The following is a 17,224-nucleotide window of genomic DNA, read 5'->3' as shown; positions in this document are numbered from 1 at the left end:
AATCATTATTTTCCGATCAACGCGCTAAGCTCATTGGCGGGCAGCGGCCTGCTGAACAGGTAGCCCTGCCCGTAATGGCAGTTTTCCTGCAATAAAAGCTGCACCTGTTCTGGACGCTCTATACCCTCGGCGATTACTTTGAGCTTCAAGCCGGCACTAAGCCCGATAATAGCTTTGCAAATGGTCATATTCTGTTCGCTGGCATGCGCGTTTTGCAGAAAGCCGCGATCCAGCTTGATGATGTGCAGGGGGAACCGGTTTAGATAGCCGAGCGAACAATAGCCGGTACCAAAGTCATCAAGAGCGATCTGTATGCCCATGGCAGCCAGCTCGCGCAGCGCCACCAGCGTCGCGCCGCTGCGGTCAATCAAAAGACTCTCGGTTATTTCCAGCACCAGTAGCGTCGGCGGCATGCCGGTGCGTTGGAGAATCTCGCGTACGCGCTCAACGAAGTCGACTTCCAACAACTGCAATCCAGACAAATTCACCGAGCAGAGTAGATCCGGCCGCCCATGTGCATGCCAGCTCACGCTTTGCCGACAGGCCGTTTCCAACACCCAATAACCGACCGGCACAATCTCACCGGACTCCTCAAGAATGGGGATGAACTCAATTGGAGCTATGCTCTGCCCCTCATACTGCCAGCGCAGCAGGGCTTCAACAGCCACCGGTGCACTGGGCTGTGGCAAACGCATATCGAGTACCGGCTGATAGTGCAGCTCAAATTGCCCATACTGTAATGCCTGCAGCAGATTACTTTCCAGGCGCAGACGCTGTCGAACACGTGCCTGCATGTCGTCGCTATACAGCCGGTAGCGTGCCTTGCCTGCCTCCTTGGCACTGTAGAGCGCCATATCGGCTGCTTGCAATGAATCAGCCAGCGCCACACCCGGACGCAGTTGGGCAACGCCTATGCTGGCACTGACAATCAAGCAGCGCTCACCAAATTGCAGGGGTTCTCTCAGTCGTGCCAGTACCCGTGCAGCGACGACCTCGGCATCTTCTGGCCGGGCCAGATCATCGAGCAGCATAATAAATTCATCGCCGCCGAAGCGCGCCAGATGGTCTCCAGGGCGCAGGCAGCCCTGCAGCCGCCTTGCGACATGCACTAGCACGTTATCCCCAGCAGCGTGTCCTAAACTATCATTGATCAACTTGAAACGATCCAGATCAATGAACAACAGCGCCGCACAACGGGCACCTTCTCGTTTCAAGCGTTGCTCAGTGTCCTGCAGTACCTGATTAAGCTGTACGCGGTTGATCAATCCGGTCAGGGCATCATGTCGCGCCGCATATTCAAGTTGTGCCTGAACCTGAAAACGCTCACTGATATCGGTCTGCGAGCCAGCCAGCCGACGACGGCCCGCGACAGTCTCGAGCACACCACGCAGCAGCACGCGCAGATACTCACCTTCACTGCGCAGGATGCGATATTCATGCATGATTGTCGGTGTTCTGCCGGTTAGATGCTGGTCAATTGCATCCTCCAATCCCGATACATCTTCAGGATGTACCAAGGCGAACCAGGCCGCCGATGTGGTGCCCACCTGCAACGGGGTATAACCCAGCATGTTGGCCCAGCGATCTGAAACATAGAGCTCATCGCTGTCCAGATCCCAGTCCCAGATCCCGTCATTAGCACCCCGCAGGGCATGGGCAAAGCGCGCCTCACTGGCCTGCAAAGCACCGTGTTTGGCCGCAATATAGGCTTCTGCCGCCAGGGTCATATCCAAAAAGACTACCTTCAGCAGGCTGTCATAGGTCTCCAGCGCCTGTTGTTCGACCGGACCTAGCATGCCATGGAGCAAACTGCTGAGGTAAAGCCGGTATCCACCCATATACCATTTCAGATCTACACCGACCCGCTCATGCACCTGACCGATCTGCAGCCGTTCTCGCACATAGGACTCGTCAATGCATCCATCGAATAGGGTCTGATAATAAGCATGCTGGCGGGCCTTCAGGCGTTGTACGGTTTGCCGGTCCGCAAGAATCGCGGCGGGGACGGAGAACTCGCTTAGCCGGTTATATAGCGCCTCAACAAAAGCTCGGTTCAGTGGTTCGGCCTGGGGCTTGGCCAAAGACAGCCGGGCCTGATCTTCCGGCCCCCAGGAAAGAAAGTCGAGTCGCTCCTGAAGCTCCGACTCTCCGAGCCCCAAACGTTCCAGCAATTCGCCCAGCAACCCTGCCTGCATGCAGTCCAACTCCATTGGTTTGTAGTGACGATCACCCTTTTTCAGGCAATAAAAAAAGCGCCAGAGCGAGTGAACTAATCACCCGCTCTGGCGCTTTGACTTTCAGGCCCTTATGTCCTGACCGGCAAAGCCGTCTGTCGCCAAAGACTATCGCAAACAGTTGCCTTGTCAAGATGCGGGCAATCTCTCCAGCAAAGCCTCAAGACGACGGCGCAAATCCCCCAGTTGCTTCGAGCGAAAAGCGTGCCGGGTTTGCTCAAGGGTCTCGATGGCATCAAGCACCGCCGCAGCCAGCACGCCACTACTGTTCAGATCTTCCTCACCGACCCAGCGGCAGGCGGGTGCTTTGCTGCAATCGGCTACCTGGCAAATCAATTCATGACTGATGTTGGCCTGACCCAAGGCACGAACCACATCATCGGACTGACCCTGCGCAACGGCTAATATCAGGCGCATGTCGCACATACCTATACTCCATAGGGTAAACTTCAACAGTACTATAACCTTATAAAGCAAATGGCTATAGTGCTGCCTGTTGTCGCCCGTCATATACAGTGTCGCCGCGCTGACCTTTATTCTGGACGGCGCGGCTCACTGGATGGCTTTGCTGGTCATGCTGCCGGATGATTGGTTGCGGGGCCCGGTCATCTTGATCGGCTGGAGCCTAAGCTTGTTTTATTTTTATGACGTCTACCATTGATTGACCACTCCATTCGCCTTGGTTAATGTTCAGCCGGTTGCCGATTCGCCAGATAAACGAGGTATGTACATGGCCAAGAAAAAAGTCGCCGTTGATTTTGAACAGTCACTGGGCGACCTACAGAAGCTGGTCGAGCGGTTGGAAAGTGGCGAACTCAGCCTTGAGGACTCCCTGACCGCCTTTGAACAGGGCGTCTCACTGACCCGCGATTGCCAACAAGCACTGAGCCAGGCCGAGCAAAAGGTCCAACTGCTGGTTGAACAGCACGGCAACCTGAGCACCGAGCCCTTTGATGGGCCCGTTGAATGAATGATTTCAGCCATTATCTAGCCACCTGCCAAGAGCGCATCAACGCTCACCTAAACCAGCATGTGCAAACCAGCGAACCCCGACTGGAACGCTTGTTTTCAGCCATCCGCTACAGCGTCACCCATGGCGGCAAGCGTATCCGCCCCATGCTCGTCTACGCCAGTTGCGAAGCCCTCCGCGGACCAGTGGAGCGGGCCGACATCGCCGCCGCCTCAGTAGAGGCGATCCATGCCTACTCGCTGATTCATGATGATCTGCCGGCGATGGATGACGATGATTTGCGCCGCGGCCACCCCACCTGCCATATCGCCTATGACGAAGCCACAGCGATCCTGGCTGGCGACGCTCTGCAAGCGCTGGCCTTTCAATGGCTGACACAGGCGAACGCCCTGCAACCTGACACTCGCCTGCATATGATCGACCTGCTGGCTCGCGCTGCAGGCCCCACCGGCATGGTCGGCGGCCAAGCCATTGATCTGGGCGCGGTCGGAGAAAAACTGGACCTGGCCACGTTAGAGAACATGCATAGGCACAAAACCGGCGCCCTAATACGCGCCAGCGTGCAGCTCGGGGCACTGGCCAGTGAACAGGTGACCGATGAGCAACTGACCGCACTCGGAGACTACGCCGACTGTATCGGCCTGGCTTTTCAGGTCCAGGATGACATCATCGACATCGAAAGCGAGACCAGCGTGCTGGGCAAGCAGCAGGGTGCCGACGTCGCTCGCGACAAGCCCACCTACCCCGCGCTACTGGGGCTGGACGGCGCCCGAACATTGGCCGATTCGCTGCGCAGACAGGCCATTGAGGCGCTGCAGCCCTTTGGTGACGATGCTCTGCGCCTGCGGCAACTGGCTGACTTTATTGTACAAAGGCAATTCTAAGCAGACCGCGCTAGTTGGGCTAAGGGTCCGCATCGGTTAAACTGCCGTTTTAATCTCGCCATGCGGCACCCAGAGCCTGTTTGATGCCAAGCACCTTTCACGAAATACCCCGCGAACGGCCCAGCACTCCGCTGCTGGATAGCCTGAATGACACTGCCCACCTGCGCGAGCTGGATGAACAGCGCCTGCCAGAACTGGCCGACGAGCTGCGCGCGTACCTGTTGTGGACCGTCAGCCAGACCGGCGGTCACTTCGGGGCCGGCCTGGGGGTGATCGAACTGACCGTGGCGCTGCATTACATCTATCAAACACCCGCTGACCGGATCGTCTGGGATGTGGGCCATCAAGCCTACCCGCACAAGATCCTCACTGGTCGCCGCGAGCAGATGAGCACCCTGCGTCAGAAGGACGGCCTGGCCGCCTTCCCGCGCCGCAGTGAAAGCCCTTACGATACGTTTGGCGTGGGCCATTCCAGCACCTCAATCAGCGCGGCCCTCGGCATGGCCGTCGCCTCACGTCTGCAAGGGCTGGACCGGCGTACGGTAGCCGTCATAGGTGACGGCGCTCTAACCGCCGGCATGGCCTTCGAAGCGCTCAATCATGCCTCGGATCTGGAAGCCAACATGCTGGTGGTGCTGAACGACAATGACATGTCGATATCACGCAACGTTGGCGGCATGTCCAATTACTTGGCGAAGATTCTCTCCAGCCGCACCTACTCTCATATGCGCGAAGGCAGCAAGAAAGTGCTGTCGAAGATTCCCTCTGCCTGGGAGTTGGCGCGCAAGACTGAGGAGCACGCCAAGGGCATGCTGGTACCCGGCACGCTGTTTGAAGAGCTAGGCTGGAACTATATCGGTCCTATCGACGGTCATGACTTGCCCACGCTGATTGCCACGCTGGGCAACATGCGCGAATTGAAAGGCCCGCAGTTTCTGCATGTAGTAACCCAGAAGGGCAAGGGATTTTCGCCGGCCGAAGCCGACCCGATTGGCTACCATGCGATTACCAAGCTGGAACCCAAACCTTCCAGCAATGGCGCCAGCAAGCCAAAATACTCTAATGTGTTCGGCCAATGGCTGTGCGACATGGCGGCCGAAGACCAGCGCCTGGTGGGCATCACCCCAGCGATGAAGGAAGGCTCGGATCTGATCGCATTCAGCGAAAAGTACCCAGAGCGCTATTTCGACGTGGCCATCGCCGAGCAGCATGCGGTGACCCTAGCCGCCGGGATGGCTTGCGAAGGCGCCAAACCAGTGGTCGCGATCTACTCCACCTTCTTGCAGCGTGCCTATGATCAGCTAATTCATGATGTTGCAGTGCAGAACCTGGATGTGCTGTTTGCCATCGACCGCGCGGGGCTGGTCGGCGAGGATGGTCCCACCCACGCTGGTAGCTTCGACCTGTCCTTTCTGCGCTGCCTGCCTAACATGCTTATCATGGCCCCGGCCGACGAGAACGAAACCCGTCAGATGCTGACTACCGGCTTTCTGCACAACGGCCCAGCTGCAGTAAGGTACCCGCGGGGCACCGGCCCAGGCACACCCATCGATCCGGCCCTCGCACCCCTGCCCATCGGCAAAGGGCAGATAACCCGCCAGGGTCAGAAGGTCGCGGTACTGTGCTTTGGCACTCTGCATGCCCAGGCGCTGCAAGCCGGCTCCCAGCTGGACGCCACCGTGGTCAATATGCGCTTTGTTAAACCACTGGACACCCTGCTTATCCAGCAACTGGCCGACAGCCATGAACTGCTGGTGACGGTCGAAGAAAACGCCATCATGGGCGGCGCAGGCAGCGCAGTAAATGAGTGGCTACTGGGCCAGGACAGGCCCGTCAGAGTTCTGAATCTCGGCTTGCCAGATGCTTATGTAGAGCATGCCAAGCCCGCGGAAATGCTTGCCGAATGCGGGCTGGATGCAGCCGGCATCGAAGCCGCGATCCGTCAGCGCCTGGACCGCAACACCTGAGTCTGCCTGCGGACGCAGGCAACCTGCCCTCACTCAGTGCGCCAACAGGCTTGACCAGCCGACACTTAGCCCCTAGAGTCCATCCCGCTTCCAGTCGCACTGGGTGCCCCGCAGGCCATCAAACCGCGGGGTGAAACGGGAAGTCGGTGCAACCCCGACGCTGCCCCCGCAACGGTAAAGGATCACAGCCCCTTGATACGGGTCTGTCGGTAATGTGCATTGCGCCACTGTACTCACAAGTATGGGAAGGCCACATTATTTGCATCCTGAGCCCGGAGACCGGCCCTGTGCGAAAGAACCTGCGCGCTCGTAAACAAGCGCGCAGGATCGTAGCTGAGGTGTCGCGGAGGGCGCCACCCGGCCAGTGCATGGCTGTCCCTCCGTTTCAACGGCAGATTTCACTGGCTTCTCGCCCTCCTCAAAAGCGTTTCTTTTGAGGCTCAACATGAACAGATTACTAATACTCGTCCCTATCCTGCTGGCATCCGGCATAACGCTGGCCAATGACTCTGTGGATTTGCCCAATACAGTGGTTACCGCATCACGCGTAGAACAACCACGCAGCGCTGTGCTGGCAGCCAACACCGTGTTCACCCGCACCGACATCGAGCGCCTGCAAGCGCGCAGCGTGCCAGAACTACTCAGCCGCGTACCCGGCCTGCAACAGAATCGCAACGGCGGCATACCGTCCTACTTTCTGCGTGGCACAAACACCAACCAGACGCTAGTGCTGGTTGACGGCCAACGTGTTGCATCTACCACAGCCGGAACCGCGCGCATCGATTACCTGAATATCGACAACGTCGAGCGCGTCGAAGTGGTTCGCGGCCCGCGCTCCTCCGTATTTGGTGCCGATGCCATTGGTGGTGTGATCCAGATTTTTACCCGCCAACCTGAACCCGGCCTGCAACCGACCTTGCGTCTCGGCGTGGGTACAGACCATATCTGGGAGCGCAGCATCGGCCTTACCGGCGGCAACCAGGATACTCGCTTTGCCCTCGGCGCCAGTCTGGATGAGAGTCGTGGCTTCGACCGTACTACGGACAATGTTGGTAACGACCGTGACCGCGATGGAAACCGCAACAAAGCCCTATACCTGAATGTGACCCACGCACTGAATGCCGACTGGCAGGCAGGTCTCAGTCTGAACGATCAGCGCGGCAAGAACGAGTTTGATGATGCCTTTGATCTCAACCCCGGCAATCCGGAAGATCAATTTCGCGTCAGCAGCTACCAAGCCCACCTGCAGGGCCAACTGACCGGGATATGGAACAGCCGCCTGGAGCTGGGTCGTAGCTTTGACCGCAACAAGACCGTCGGCTCCGGCAGCCCGTGGAATGACGGCTCGATCGAAACCACCCGGCACTCAGCCAGTTGGCTGAACCAGTTGGCGCTCACGCCAGAACACAACTTGACCCTGGGCAGCGACTGGCACAAAGATCGCCTTTCATCGACCAATGCCTACAGCAAAACCAGTCGTGAAAACTGGGCGGCGTTTGCCCAGCACCGTTGGAGCACCGAGGACTTTTCTACCGAAGTCGGCCTGCGGCATGACGATAACCAGCATTTCGGTACAGAGAACAGCTTCAATGCTGCTCTGGCTATTCCGGTAGGCGACTGGCAGCAATGGATTCTGAGTTACTCCGAGGGCTTCCGCGCACCCACCTTCAATGATCTCTATGCTCCTCCAGGCTGGGGCGGCAACCCCGACCTGAACGCCGAAACCTCAAAAAACTGGGAACTGCAATGGCGCGGTCAACTCGCCCAGGCCGACATCGAAGCCGCTCTGTTCCACAATACGATCAAGGATCTTATCGCCTGGAACACTGGCACCTCACAGGTAGAAAATATCAATCGCGCACGCATACAGGGTGTCGAAGCCGCGATCAATGCGACGCTGTTGGGCTGGAACAGCCGCACAGCCATTGCGCTGATCGACCCGCGTGATCGCGACACCGGGCATACCCTGCAACTGCGAGCCAAACGCACTATCAGCCAGGACTTCGACCGCCAGTTCGGCGCCTTCGGTATTGGCGCCACCTGGCAAGCTTTCAGCCAACGCTACAGCAACCCGACCAACGACAGCACTCTGTCCGGCTATGCCATCTTCGATCTGCGCGGTAGTTGGCAAGCCAATCAGAGCATGCGCTTGGAGCTGAAAGCGCAGAATCTGTTCGACCGCGATTACGCTCTGGGTACGTATTCACGTCCGACAGGGCCTTTCCCGGCTCCATCGCAAACCCTAGCCTACGCACAACCAGGCCGCACTGCCCTGCTATCAGTAACCTGGACACCCCAGCTCTGATGCAGCCTTTTCCCCTTTCCCATCCGGGAGAGGGGAATACCCCTTCCCATCCATCCTTGCTGCCGACCACCCCCTTTAAGGCATAATACCGGCTGATCTTTACCGGCCCGGACGCTCCATGTTCTTTACCGACGCACGCCTGCAATTCTTTCGCCCGCTGACCAGCAAATACCGCGAGCAGGTCATAGAGTGCCTGCGCGTGCTGCATGACCGGCTGTACAGCGCCAGCGCCGACTATGGCGAGTCACTCAAGCGTGAGCAGGTGGTGGATATTTTCAGCGAGGCTCTGGAACGGGCTCCCTTGCTGGATGGCGATGACGATGACGGCGGTCGCTTCAAGAGCAACCGTGAGCAGGCGGCCTGGGTACTCAACAGCCTGATCGAGCACGGCTGGCTTGAGCGTCAGGTGGACCAGGCCACTTTCGAATCAACCTACCCGTTCAGCCGCATGGGCCGTCTGTTTACCCAGTCACTGGTCGAGGCTGGTGGACGCAGCGTGCGTACCCGCCACCGCAATACGCGCAATACGCTCAACGCCCTGGCAGCCTTTCTCGAGCACGGCGAGGTCTATGACCTGTTGGACGCCCATGAAGCGTCCGAGCGCATCATCGCCGATTTCACCGACATCATTGCCGAACTGGAAGAGCGCAAGCGGGAACTGGTACGCGAAGTCGAAGCCCAGCAGTTGGTCGAGCAGGCCAGCGAACAGTTCTTCGAGTTCATGGAACGGCGCTTCCAGCCCGACCTGGCGATTCGCCTGTCCGCTGACAGCGTGGAGAAACACCGCGAACGCATTCTCAAGACCATTGAGCGTATCCGCCGCAAACCACGCGAGTGGAAGGCCCATGCCGAGCGCGAGCTGCGCCGCCTGTCGCCGGACCTGGTAGTGGACGCCCAGAGCTCGGTGCTCTGGCAACTGCTCGACGGCATTGAACAACGCCTACGCAATGCAGCAGACATCATGCTGCCGGCGCTACGCAAGACGCTGCAGAGCTTTACCCAGCGCGCCGACATCATCATTCGCCAACTCAGTTACCTGCACAGCCAGAAGCATAACGATATTGTCGCCCTGTGCCGTGAACTGGCCGCGCTAACGGATGCCGAGCGCGGGGCACGGCTGGATGCTGCCGGCGAGCAGATGGCCAGCGTGCAGATCGGCCTGGTTGATCCCGGCCAGATTCGCCTGCGCGAACGACGCTTGCGCCCCCCGGTGCACAGCCTGATGGCCGAGGAACAACCAGCGGATGCCGCCACACTGCGTGAACTAGCGATCCAGCAGTTGCTGGACAAGGCCTTCAGCATCACCGCCGGCGATCTACGTGACTACCTGCGCAGCGCACTCGGCGAAGCGCGCCAGGTGGACAACCGCGACCTGCCGATCAATAACGCCAGCGACCTGCTGGCGCTCAGTCATCTGATCGAGCTGGCCGGTGCCGAACATGCCGCGCGCGGTATGCGCGTGCGCATCGAGCCGACCGGACAGGTCGTGGCTGCCGATACCTATTTCCGCCGCCGCGACGGCTTCATTATCGAACTGGAACACGACGACCATGCGTGATGCCCTCGACGCCGCCCTGGCCGAACGCGGCCTGAGCAACGACGACTTCTCCGAACTCATGATCCGCCTACTTGACCGGGGCGTACTCAGCCGCGACCAGAGCAAGCGTGAGGCCGAACTCTACGACCGTTACCTGAAGGTCGCCGAGCTGGTAGAGGATTACCTGCAGGTGCTGCGCATCCGCATTCTGCATGAGCCGCGCTTTCAATTGCTCCGCGTCTTTCCGCCGGGGGCCGAAGTGCCCGGCCTGATTGATGCAGCCGAACAGGACCAGAGCGGCCTGCGCGACAGGCTGAACCAGCAGGAGGTGATGCTGATCCTGGTGTTGCGCACCGAGTATGACAAGGCCCTGCGCGAGGGCGATGTGGATGAACTGGGGCAGGTCATGCTGCCGCTGGAAGCCCTCAACCTGGCCTATCGCAACCTGCTTGGGCGAACCCTACCCGACCAGCAGGGCGAGCGTCAGGCACTGCTGCGGCGCATGCGCCAACTGCACCTGATCCGCAGCCCGGCCGACAGCGGTCCGGAGAGCGAAGCCTGGCTGACCATCCGCCCCGGCATTCTCAGCCTGGTGACCGATACCGCGCTTGGCCAGTTGGCCAGCCCGACGGATGACGATGCTCCCGACCTACCCGCAGCGTCCGACCAGGAGCCCAACTGATGTACCTGAAGCGATCAATCACGCTCAACTGGGGCAACCTGCCGAATGCCGAGTTGGAGTATGGCCCGGTCAACCTGTTTTCCGGTGGCAACGGCTCGGGCAAGACCACCGCCGCCGACGCCCTGCAAACACTGATGACCGCCGCCCACGACAACCTGTTCAATTACAACCCCGGCCAGGACGAAACCACTCAGCGCGGGCGCGGCGGCAAACAGGTGCGCACCCTCGCTTCCTACGTCCTGGGGTGTGACGACGGTGCCTTCGCCCGCCCCTGGGACAGCGATGGCTATATAGCCGGCGTGTTTCATGCGACCCGGGGTGAAACGGCCGAAGCCTTTACCGCAGTGATAGGCGTCCGCGCGCACCTGGACGCCGCCGGCACCAGCAGGCAGGCGCGCCAGGATGAACTGCTGTTGATGCTGCTGCCAGGAGAAATGCTCAGTCTGAGCGACTTTCAACGCGAGCAGGATGGTGCCCGCCATCTGGTTCCGCTAACTGAGCTGCCCAACCTGTTGCGCCAGCGCCTGGGCAAGGCGCGGGTCGAAGTCTACGACAAGAAAAGCCAGTATCTGGCCCGTCTGTATGGCGCTCTGCGAGGCAAACGCGATGCCGTCTCGGTACGTGAGGCCAAGCACGCCGCACGTACCTTCGCCAACTTCATGGCCTACAAGCCGGTCAAATCGATCGACCAGTTTGTCGCCGAAGAAGTACTCGAAGCGCGTGACTTCGGTGACACCATAAAACGCATCCGCGATCTGCTGCGCACCGTGCACGGCATGGAGCAGGAGGCCAGCCGCATCCGTGGCGCAGTGAATGCGCTGCAGCACGCCCACGAACAGGCCGAGCAGTATCAGCAGAGCTGGCTGGGGCGCACCGGCCTCGACTATCTGGCTGCCGCCCAGCGCTGGCAGCAGAACCAGCAGGGCTATCTGACTGCCAAGGAAAACCAGCAGCAACTGGCCAGCGTCCTGCGTAGCCTGCAGGATGACCAGCGGTTGAGCACCGAGCGCCTGCAGCAGGCCCACGACGAGCAGGTCCGCCTGGAGGCGGTTCGCCAGGGCATCCCGGCACTGCAAAGCAAGGACCAGCTACAGCAACAGCGCGAGCAGCTCGGTGTTCAGGTGCAAAATGCCATCGCCCCGCTGCTACAGCAGGCCCGACAGCGCGACCGGAATATCGAAGCACTGCAGAACACCCGGCAATTGCTGGCTCAGCACAGCCTGGCCCTGCAGTTGCCGCAACTGGTCTCCCGGGGCTGGCAACAGGCGGTCAACGCCGTATTGGCCGACGACCAGCAGCCGGTAACCGAGCTTGACCAACTGCTCAACCGTGATCTGCTCGACCTGTCACCACTGGATGCCGGACTAGACCGCATTCATAACCAACAGCAGGCGCACAATCAGCTACTTGAGCGCCTGCATGCAGAAGACGCCGAAGGCGTCAGCCTGCGCCAGCATCTGGATCGTCAGAGCCAGGGCAAGGCCGCCGAACTCAGCCAGACCGATCGGCAGATACAGCAGACCGAACAACGTATTACCGCGCTCAATTCCAGTCGCGTGACCTACCCCGGTTATGTCGAAGACGCCCTGCGCGCGATCCGCCAGCAATGCCCGCAGGCCGATCCACGGGTGCTTTGCGACTATATCGACGTCGTCGATCCCGACTGGCAGATGGCAATCGAAGGCTATATCGGCGGCAGCCGCTACGGCATTCTGGTCGAGCCCGAGCACGAAGCCGCTGCCATCCGCGTCGTACGCCAGATGAGTGGCCGCGATCGGAATCGCGCAAGGGTGATTCAGGGCGACAAGGCGCGCCAGGATGCCGAACGCCTGAGCCTGCCGGATGATTCCATCATTCAGGTCATGCGCTTCGGACACCGGATTGCCGAATACTATCTGTGTGCCTCCTACGGCAGCGTGGTGCGCGTGGCGGACGCCGAAGCGTTGCGGCAAACTCGCCGCGGCATTACTCAGGAAGGCCTGGGCTCGGGTAACTATGCATTGTTTCGCTGCGACCTGGATGACAGCCAACTGGTGTTCGGCGCGGCTGCACGGGAGCGTAATCTAAAGGCACAACTCGTCAACCTGGAACAGTTGCAGGTTCAGCGCCAGCAATTGCGCCAGGAATACGCCCTACTGGATCAGTTGGACAAATACCTGGCCCAGTTGCAGCCACTCGATTATGTCGCCTGCGCCGGCCAGTTGCTCGCCAGCCAGCAACAGTTGCACAAAGTCGAGCAGCAGCTGGAGCGGATTGATCTGGGCGAATACCGTGATTTGGAGCAGCAGCAGGAGCAGGTCAACCAGCGTTACCGCGAGCTGGACCGACAGGGCAAGGAGCTGGACCAGCAACAGGGTCGGCTGGAGGAAAAACTGACCACCGCCAGCACGCAGGTTCACCAGTTTGCCGACCAGGGCGACCAGTTGCTGGAACGCAAGGAAAACGCCGAACAGGCATTACTGGACGCCGCCGCCGAGCTGCCCGGCCTTGATCCGCAAGCCCGCCTGCAAGCACTCGACGACCAACTGGCGCATGCCCACGGCGAGTTTGATTTCAGTGAACAGAGCGCAACCATGACCAGCCGCCTGCATCAACAGGCGGTCGAACTGGAACGCGCCATCGAACACTACAACCAGCAGGCGCAACCTGCTGATCTAGTGCTGCAAGACAGTCCCGCCGAGCTGCACAGCGCTGCTTTCTATCGCCACGTCGGCCAGCTACGCCTGCAACTGGACAACCTCTACAACCGCCTGCGCAACAATGTGCTGCTGGCCAAGCAGGAGCAACTCGCCAGTCTGCGCGACACCTTCAACACCACTTTTGTCAGCGACCTCTGCCACGAGATCCACCAGGCAATCAACGACGGCCGGCGCATTCTGGAAAACCTCAACAAGGAACTCGAACACCATCAGTTCGGCGCCGACCGCGAGCGCTTCCAGTTCGAGTGGAGCTGGATTCCCGAATTCAAGGAGTACTGGGATTTTTTCCGCAACATCATCGAAACGCCCAATCTGGGCGATGGCGCCAGCCTGTTCGACAGCAGCTTGTCGGAACAGGCCAGCAGCGTTCGCGATCGTCTGCTTGCCCTGCTCCTCGATGGCGACGAACAACAGGCCCTACGTGAACTCGAACGTATCAGTGACTACCGCCGCTACCGCCGTTACGACATTCTCAAGCACCCCCAGGGCAAGCCGGCGATTCGCCTTAGCGAGTACGGCACCGGCTCCGGCGGCCAATTGGAAACACCCGCCTATATCATTCGCGCCGCAGCGGTCACCAGCGCGTTCCGCTTCAACGAGGGTGACAGTCATCTGCGCATGGTGATTGTCGATGAAGCATTCATGCACATGGATGAGATCCGCTCCCGCGAGGTGATCGGCTACCTGACGCAAACCCTGGGCCTGCAACTGATCTTTATCATGCCCACCAGCAAGGCAGGCCCCTTCCTCGACCTGATCAGCAACCAGTTCGTATTCAGCAAGGTACCCAGCACGCAGCCGCTGGGGGAGCTTAACACCCGCGTACTGCTCGATCGCCAGCACTTGAATACCGACAAGGTCGCCGATCTATGGGCGCAACATCGCCGGGTGATTCGCCAGCAGGGCATGCTGGATTTCATGGAGGATGTGTGAACATGCAGCCTGCCGCGCCAACCTGGCTGGCCGAGGAGGCCTGGTTGCGCGACTTGTTGAGCTGGTGTCTGAAACGGCTGCATGATGATCGTCGGCGCGCGGTGACCCGGCGCATCACACCGCGCCATCTGCCGGCACTATTCGACTTCAACCAGAACACCGGTTACCGCTGGCATCTGTTGCAGAGCCTGGCCAGAGACCACGGCGTGTTCCGTATCCAGCTAGCGCCTACCAGAACAGCCGAAGAACCCTACCAGAACGCCCAGCTACGATTGAATCCCGATAGCGAGGCGTTGCTCCGAGTCTGGCTGAATCAACCCAGGGTCGATCCCTATATGCTCGAATGGTCTACTGCTATCCAGCAACAGCGCTCCGTCTTTGCCGACCAGGGTCAGGCACTCTTGACCAATCCTCTGCAGGTACCTGGCTTTACTGCGTCTGAGCTCGTGAATGGATTTGTCCGGATCAGTGATCATCTTGACCAACCCTGCACCGCCAGACATGTTGCCGCGCGCTGCTTCGCCGGCCATTCGAAACTGCTGGACCAACGCGCAGAGCTGCTATTCGCCTTGTTTGGCCCGCGCGCGGCGGCGATGGGGCCCCGGCCTCTACTCCTCAATGCCTGGGCGCCAGGGGTCTTCAGCCAGATTCTACTGGTCGAAAACCAGGACAGCTTTCTGCAACTGGTCAGCCAACCACCAGCCGAATGCGCCCTGGTCTATAGCGCCGGCTTTCGCGCAAGCGCCGAACGCCTGCTCAGCGCCCACACCCGGTTCGCCTTTTTACCTGGCTCTGACAGCGCGGCCTTCCAGCAACACTGGTTAAGCGCGCAGCCCTGGTTCTGGGGTGATCTCGACTACGCCGGAATGGCCATACTGAAAGCCCTGCGCCACAGCCTGCCGAGGCTGCAAGCCTGGCAGCCCGGTTATCAGCCACTGCTCGGCGCACTACTCGACGGCGCCGGCCACCGCCCGGAGCAAGCCGGCAAAACCCGCCAGACCGACCCGGGTGTCACAGGTTGCGACTATGCCGATCAGCAGCTATTACCCGCACTCCGGGCGACTGGGCGATTTCTGGATCAGGAGTGGGTGGCAAGTATTCATCTCTGAGAGCGCGGGCAAACTCTAGCTATCCCGCCAGATCACGCCACACAAATCCGCCAACCCTTCTACAATCTGCGGAGTGGGCCGTACCAGGTTGTCTCCATCAAGCACGTGCAGGCGCCCACTGCGCACCGCGCCAAGTTTCGGGAACCGGAACCAACTTTCAAGCCAGGAATTAGCTTGGGCCGGCTCGTCGGAGAAGACAATGATTATGTCAGGATCCGCAGCAATGACGCTTTCGCGCCCTACCTGCGGCGCCAGAATCGGCAGGTCGCCAAACACATTGCGCGCACCACAGTGGCGCAACGCATCGCCAATCAACTGGTTATCACTGACAGTATAAAGGGGCTCATCCCACAGCTGGATGAAGACGCGAGGTGCATCTGTTGCCAAAGGCCGCTGGAGGTTGTTCAGGTCGCGTTCATAGTCGGCGACCAAGGCCTCGGCAGCAACAGGCACGTCAAGCAAATCACCCAGGCGCCGTGTCATATCGGCGATGTCCGCCAACCTCTGGGGATCAAAGCGTTCGACACGAACACCCCAGGTTTCAAGGGCATTCAAGAGTTCAGGGGGGTTGCCCGAGATCCAGGCCAGCACCAGGTCAGGCTGTTGCGCCAGAATCAGTTCGAGGGACAGGCTCTGATGGCGGCCAACTAGGGGTATAGCATCCAGCTCGACAGGCAACTGACCATCATCCAGCACACCGACCAATTGATCGGCAGCGTCCAGCTGCACCAGCATATCAGTCAGAAACGGCGCCAGGCTGACTACCCGGGGAGCAGCCGCCAACGGCAGGCTGAGCAGCAGTAGACCGGCCAGCCAGCCGGCGCGCATCACTTCACCCAGGCGCTGGGCGGCCGGTACAGCAGCATCACGCCCATGCTGGCGAGCACCAAGAGAATCAGCGGTACGATTTCGTTGCTACAGACGAACTGCAGCATACCCATCCACGCAGGGAACTTGGCATTCATCAGACCCAGCAGTTGGTGTTTATGCAAAACTGCCCAGGCGGTCTCAGCCTGTGGCTGGTCGCCCAGCGCTTCAGCGGCGATCAACGCCGACTTGTAATGCCGAAAGCGCCAGATGGACAGAAACAGCGTGGCTAACCCCAACACAAACAGGGGGATAGCGCCTTCCGGCCAGGCCCCGGGTTGCTCTCCGATAAACCACACCAGCGCAATCGGCAGGCCGAGCGTCACACCCGCTTGCATCCGCCAGTTGCGCTGCAGGGCTTTCCAATGAGGACGTGCATCAAACATCATTCGGCCTCCGCCTGATGCATCTCGCCAAGCATGTGCCCCAGCTTGCCGGCTTTGGTGGCCAAGTACTTGCTGTTGTGCGGGTTGAGCCCGAACTCCAGTGGCAATCGCTCGGTCACTTTCAAACCATAGCTCTCGAGCGCCTTGACCTTGCGCGGGTTGTTGGTCAGCAACCTAAGGCTGGTAATGCCCAGGTGCTCAAGAATAGGTTGGCAGATTCCATAATCGCGCTGATCGGCGCCAAAGCCTAATTGTTCGTTGGCTTCGACCGTGTCTGCCCCACCGTCCTGCAGATGATAGGCCCTGATCTTGTTCATCAGGCCTATACCCCGGCCTTCCTGGCGCAAATATAGGAGCGCGCCGCGCCCCTCCTCGGCAATGGCTTGCAAAGCGGCTTCGAGTTGAAAGCCGCAATCGCAACGCAGGCTGAACAAGGCATCGCCGGTCAGACATTCTGAGTGCAACCGGCCCAGCACAGGCTGGCCGTCGGCTACATCGCCCATGGTCAGTACTACATGCTCCTTGCCGGTATCCTGTTCCAGGAAGCCGTGCATGGTAAAGGTACCCCATCGGGTGGGCAATTTGGATGACGCAACAAAGGTGACTGACACACCGGTCTCCTGTACAGCCGCTGCAATAAGGGGCCGCTAT

At 59.8% G+C, this 17,224-nt stretch carries 14 protein-coding genes and 1 riboswitch; of the genes, 9 read left to right on the top strand and 5 right to left on the bottom strand.

Annotation, left to right across the window (positions count from 1 at the left end; all coding sequences use genetic code 11):
• Nucleotides 1–5: 5 nt before the first annotated feature.
• Both K787_RS22875 and K787_RS25305 read right to left on the bottom strand, forming a co-directional pair.
• Nucleotides 6–2,195 (bottom strand): EAL domain-containing protein, encoded by a 2,190-nt coding sequence (locus tag K787_RS22875; protein ID WP_022962941.1) that lies wholly within the window; start codon nucleotides 2,193–2,195, stop codon nucleotides 6–8.
• 168 nt (nucleotides 2,196–2,363) lie between these two features.
• Complete coding sequence (locus K787_RS25305) at nucleotides 2,364–2,660, bottom strand: hypothetical protein (RefSeq protein ID WP_022962940.1); 297 nt, start codon at nucleotides 2,658–2,660, stop codon at nucleotides 2,364–2,366.
• Between the two features lie 70 nt (nucleotides 2,661–2,730).
• Between K787_RS25305 and K787_RS25225 the strand changes: the two genes are divergently transcribed.
• From K787_RS25225 to K787_RS0111355, 9 genes are all read left to right on the top strand, one after another.
• The gene (locus tag K787_RS25225) at nucleotides 2,731–2,895 is read left to right on the top strand and encodes a hypothetical protein (RefSeq protein ID WP_022962939.1); all 165 of its coding nucleotides are present in this window, start codon (nucleotides 2,731–2,733) and stop codon (nucleotides 2,893–2,895) included.
• A 69-nt stretch (nucleotides 2,896–2,964) separates the two neighbouring features.
• Nucleotides 2,965–3,204, top strand: a complete 240-nt coding sequence (locus K787_RS0111390; protein WP_022962938.1) for an exodeoxyribonuclease VII small subunit — start codon at nucleotides 2,965–2,967, stop codon at nucleotides 3,202–3,204.
• Nucleotides 3,201–4,088 carry a (2E,6E)-farnesyl diphosphate synthase gene (ispA, locus tag K787_RS0111385; protein ID WP_022962937.1) on the top strand — a complete coding sequence of 296 codons (888 nt, stop codon included), beginning with the start codon at nucleotides 3,201–3,203 and terminating at the stop codon, nucleotides 4,086–4,088. Before K787_RS0111390 ends, ispA begins: the two co-directional genes overlap by 4 nt.
• 83 nt (nucleotides 4,089–4,171) lie before the next feature.
• Entirely contained in the window at nucleotides 4,172–6,055 is a 1,884-nt protein-coding gene (dxs, locus tag K787_RS0111380) for a 1-deoxy-D-xylulose-5-phosphate synthase (RefSeq protein ID WP_022962936.1), read from the top strand.
• An 84-nt stretch (nucleotides 6,056–6,139) separates the two neighbouring features.
• A riboswitch (cobalamin riboswitch) is annotated at nucleotides 6,140–6,357 on the top strand.
• 143 nt (nucleotides 6,358–6,500) lie between these two features.
• Nucleotides 6,501–8,360 (top strand): TonB-dependent receptor domain-containing protein, encoded by a 1,860-nt coding sequence (locus K787_RS0111375; protein ID WP_022962935.1) that lies wholly within the window; start codon nucleotides 6,501–6,503, stop codon nucleotides 8,358–8,360.
• Between the two features lie 118 nt (nucleotides 8,361–8,478).
• Complete coding sequence (locus tag K787_RS0111370) at nucleotides 8,479–9,918, top strand: Wadjet anti-phage system protein JetA family protein (RefSeq protein WP_022962934.1); 1,440 nt, start codon at nucleotides 8,479–8,481, stop codon at nucleotides 9,916–9,918.
• On the top strand, nucleotides 9,911–10,579 hold the full coding sequence (locus K787_RS0111365; RefSeq protein WP_028614861.1) for a DUF4194 domain-containing protein: 669 nt from the start codon (nucleotides 9,911–9,913) through the stop codon (nucleotides 10,577–10,579). Before K787_RS0111370 ends, K787_RS0111365 begins: the two co-directional genes overlap by 8 nt.
• On the top strand, nucleotides 10,579–14,211 hold the full coding sequence (locus tag K787_RS0111360; RefSeq protein ID WP_022962932.1) for an ATP-binding protein: 3,633 nt from the start codon (nucleotides 10,579–10,581) through the stop codon (nucleotides 14,209–14,211). The genes K787_RS0111365 and K787_RS0111360 overlap by 1 nt, the downstream gene beginning before the upstream one ends.
• A 2-nt stretch (nucleotides 14,212–14,213) precedes the next feature.
• Nucleotides 14,214–15,320, top strand: coding sequence for a Wadjet anti-phage system protein JetD domain-containing protein (locus K787_RS0111355; RefSeq protein ID WP_040640962.1), 1,107 nt, complete (start codon nucleotides 14,214–14,216; stop codon nucleotides 15,318–15,320).
• Between the two features lie 15 nt (nucleotides 15,321–15,335).
• On the opposite strand, the gene K787_RS0111350 is transcribed toward K787_RS0111355, so the two are convergent.
• The 3 genes from K787_RS0111350 to ribA are packed head-to-tail and all read right to left on the bottom strand — an operon-like array spanning nucleotide 15,336 to nucleotide 17,184.
• Nucleotides 15,336–16,148 carry a cobalamin-binding protein gene (locus tag K787_RS0111350; RefSeq protein WP_022962930.1) on the bottom strand — a complete coding sequence of 271 codons (813 nt, stop codon included), beginning with the start codon at nucleotides 16,146–16,148 and terminating at the stop codon, nucleotides 15,336–15,338.
• On the bottom strand, nucleotides 16,148–16,573 hold the full coding sequence (locus K787_RS22865) for a hypothetical protein (RefSeq protein ID WP_161785941.1): 426 nt from the start codon (nucleotides 16,571–16,573) through the stop codon (nucleotides 16,148–16,150). The genes K787_RS0111350 and K787_RS22865 overlap by 1 nt, the downstream gene beginning before the upstream one ends.
• Nucleotides 16,573–17,184 carry a GTP cyclohydrolase II gene (ribA, locus tag K787_RS0111340; protein ID WP_022962928.1) on the bottom strand — a complete coding sequence of 204 codons (612 nt, stop codon included), beginning with the start codon at nucleotides 17,182–17,184 and terminating at the stop codon, nucleotides 16,573–16,575. The genes K787_RS22865 and ribA overlap by 1 nt, the downstream gene beginning before the upstream one ends.
• Between the last annotated feature and the right edge of the window lie 40 nt (nucleotides 17,185–17,224).

The sequence above is a fragment of the Halopseudomonas pelagia CL-AP6 genome, from assembly GCF_000410875.1.
GTDB classification, from domain to species: domain Bacteria; phylum Pseudomonadota; class Gammaproteobacteria; order Pseudomonadales; family Pseudomonadaceae; genus Halopseudomonas; species Halopseudomonas pelagia.
The sequence above is the reverse complement of the archived record's forward strand: the minus strand, read 5'-3'. Positions and strand labels throughout refer to the sequence as shown.

Bases quoted from the DNA above. Each gene is read 5' to 3' on its own strand.
- ispA (WP_022962937.1), top strand. From the start codon at position 3,201: ATGAATGATTTCAGCCATTATCTAGCCACCTGCCAAGAGCGCATCAAC.
- K787_RS0111350 (WP_022962930.1), bottom strand. From the start codon at position 16,148: ATGCGCGCCGGCTGGCTGGCCGGTCTACTGCTGCTCAGCCTGCCGTTG.
- K787_RS22865 (WP_161785941.1), bottom strand. From the start codon at position 16,573: ATGTTTGATGCACGTCCTCATTGGAAAGCCCTGCAGCGCAACTGGCGG.
- K787_RS0111360 (WP_022962932.1), top strand. From the start codon at position 10,579: ATGTACCTGAAGCGATCAATCACGCTCAACTGGGGCAACCTGCCGAAT.
- K787_RS0111355 (WP_040640962.1), top strand. From the start codon at position 14,214: ATGCAGCCTGCCGCGCCAACCTGGCTGGCCGAGGAGGCCTGGTTGCGC.
- K787_RS0111390 (WP_022962938.1), top strand. From the start codon at position 2,965: ATGGCCAAGAAAAAAGTCGCCGTTGATTTTGAACAGTCACTGGGCGAC.
- K787_RS22875 (WP_022962941.1), bottom strand. From the start codon at position 2,195: ATGCAGGCAGGGTTGCTGGGCGAATTGCTGGAACGTTTGGGGCTCGGA.
- K787_RS25305 (WP_022962940.1), bottom strand. From the start codon at position 2,660: ATGTGCGACATGCGCCTGATATTAGCCGTTGCGCAGGGTCAGTCCGAT.
- K787_RS0111370 (WP_022962934.1), top strand. From the start codon at position 8,479: ATGTTCTTTACCGACGCACGCCTGCAATTCTTTCGCCCGCTGACCAGC.
- K787_RS0111365 (WP_028614861.1), top strand. From the start codon at position 9,911: ATGCGTGATGCCCTCGACGCCGCCCTGGCCGAACGCGGCCTGAGCAAC.
- dxs (WP_022962936.1), top strand. From the start codon at position 4,172: ATGCCAAGCACCTTTCACGAAATACCCCGCGAACGGCCCAGCACTCCG.
- K787_RS0111375 (WP_022962935.1), top strand. From the start codon at position 6,501: ATGAACAGATTACTAATACTCGTCCCTATCCTGCTGGCATCCGGCATA.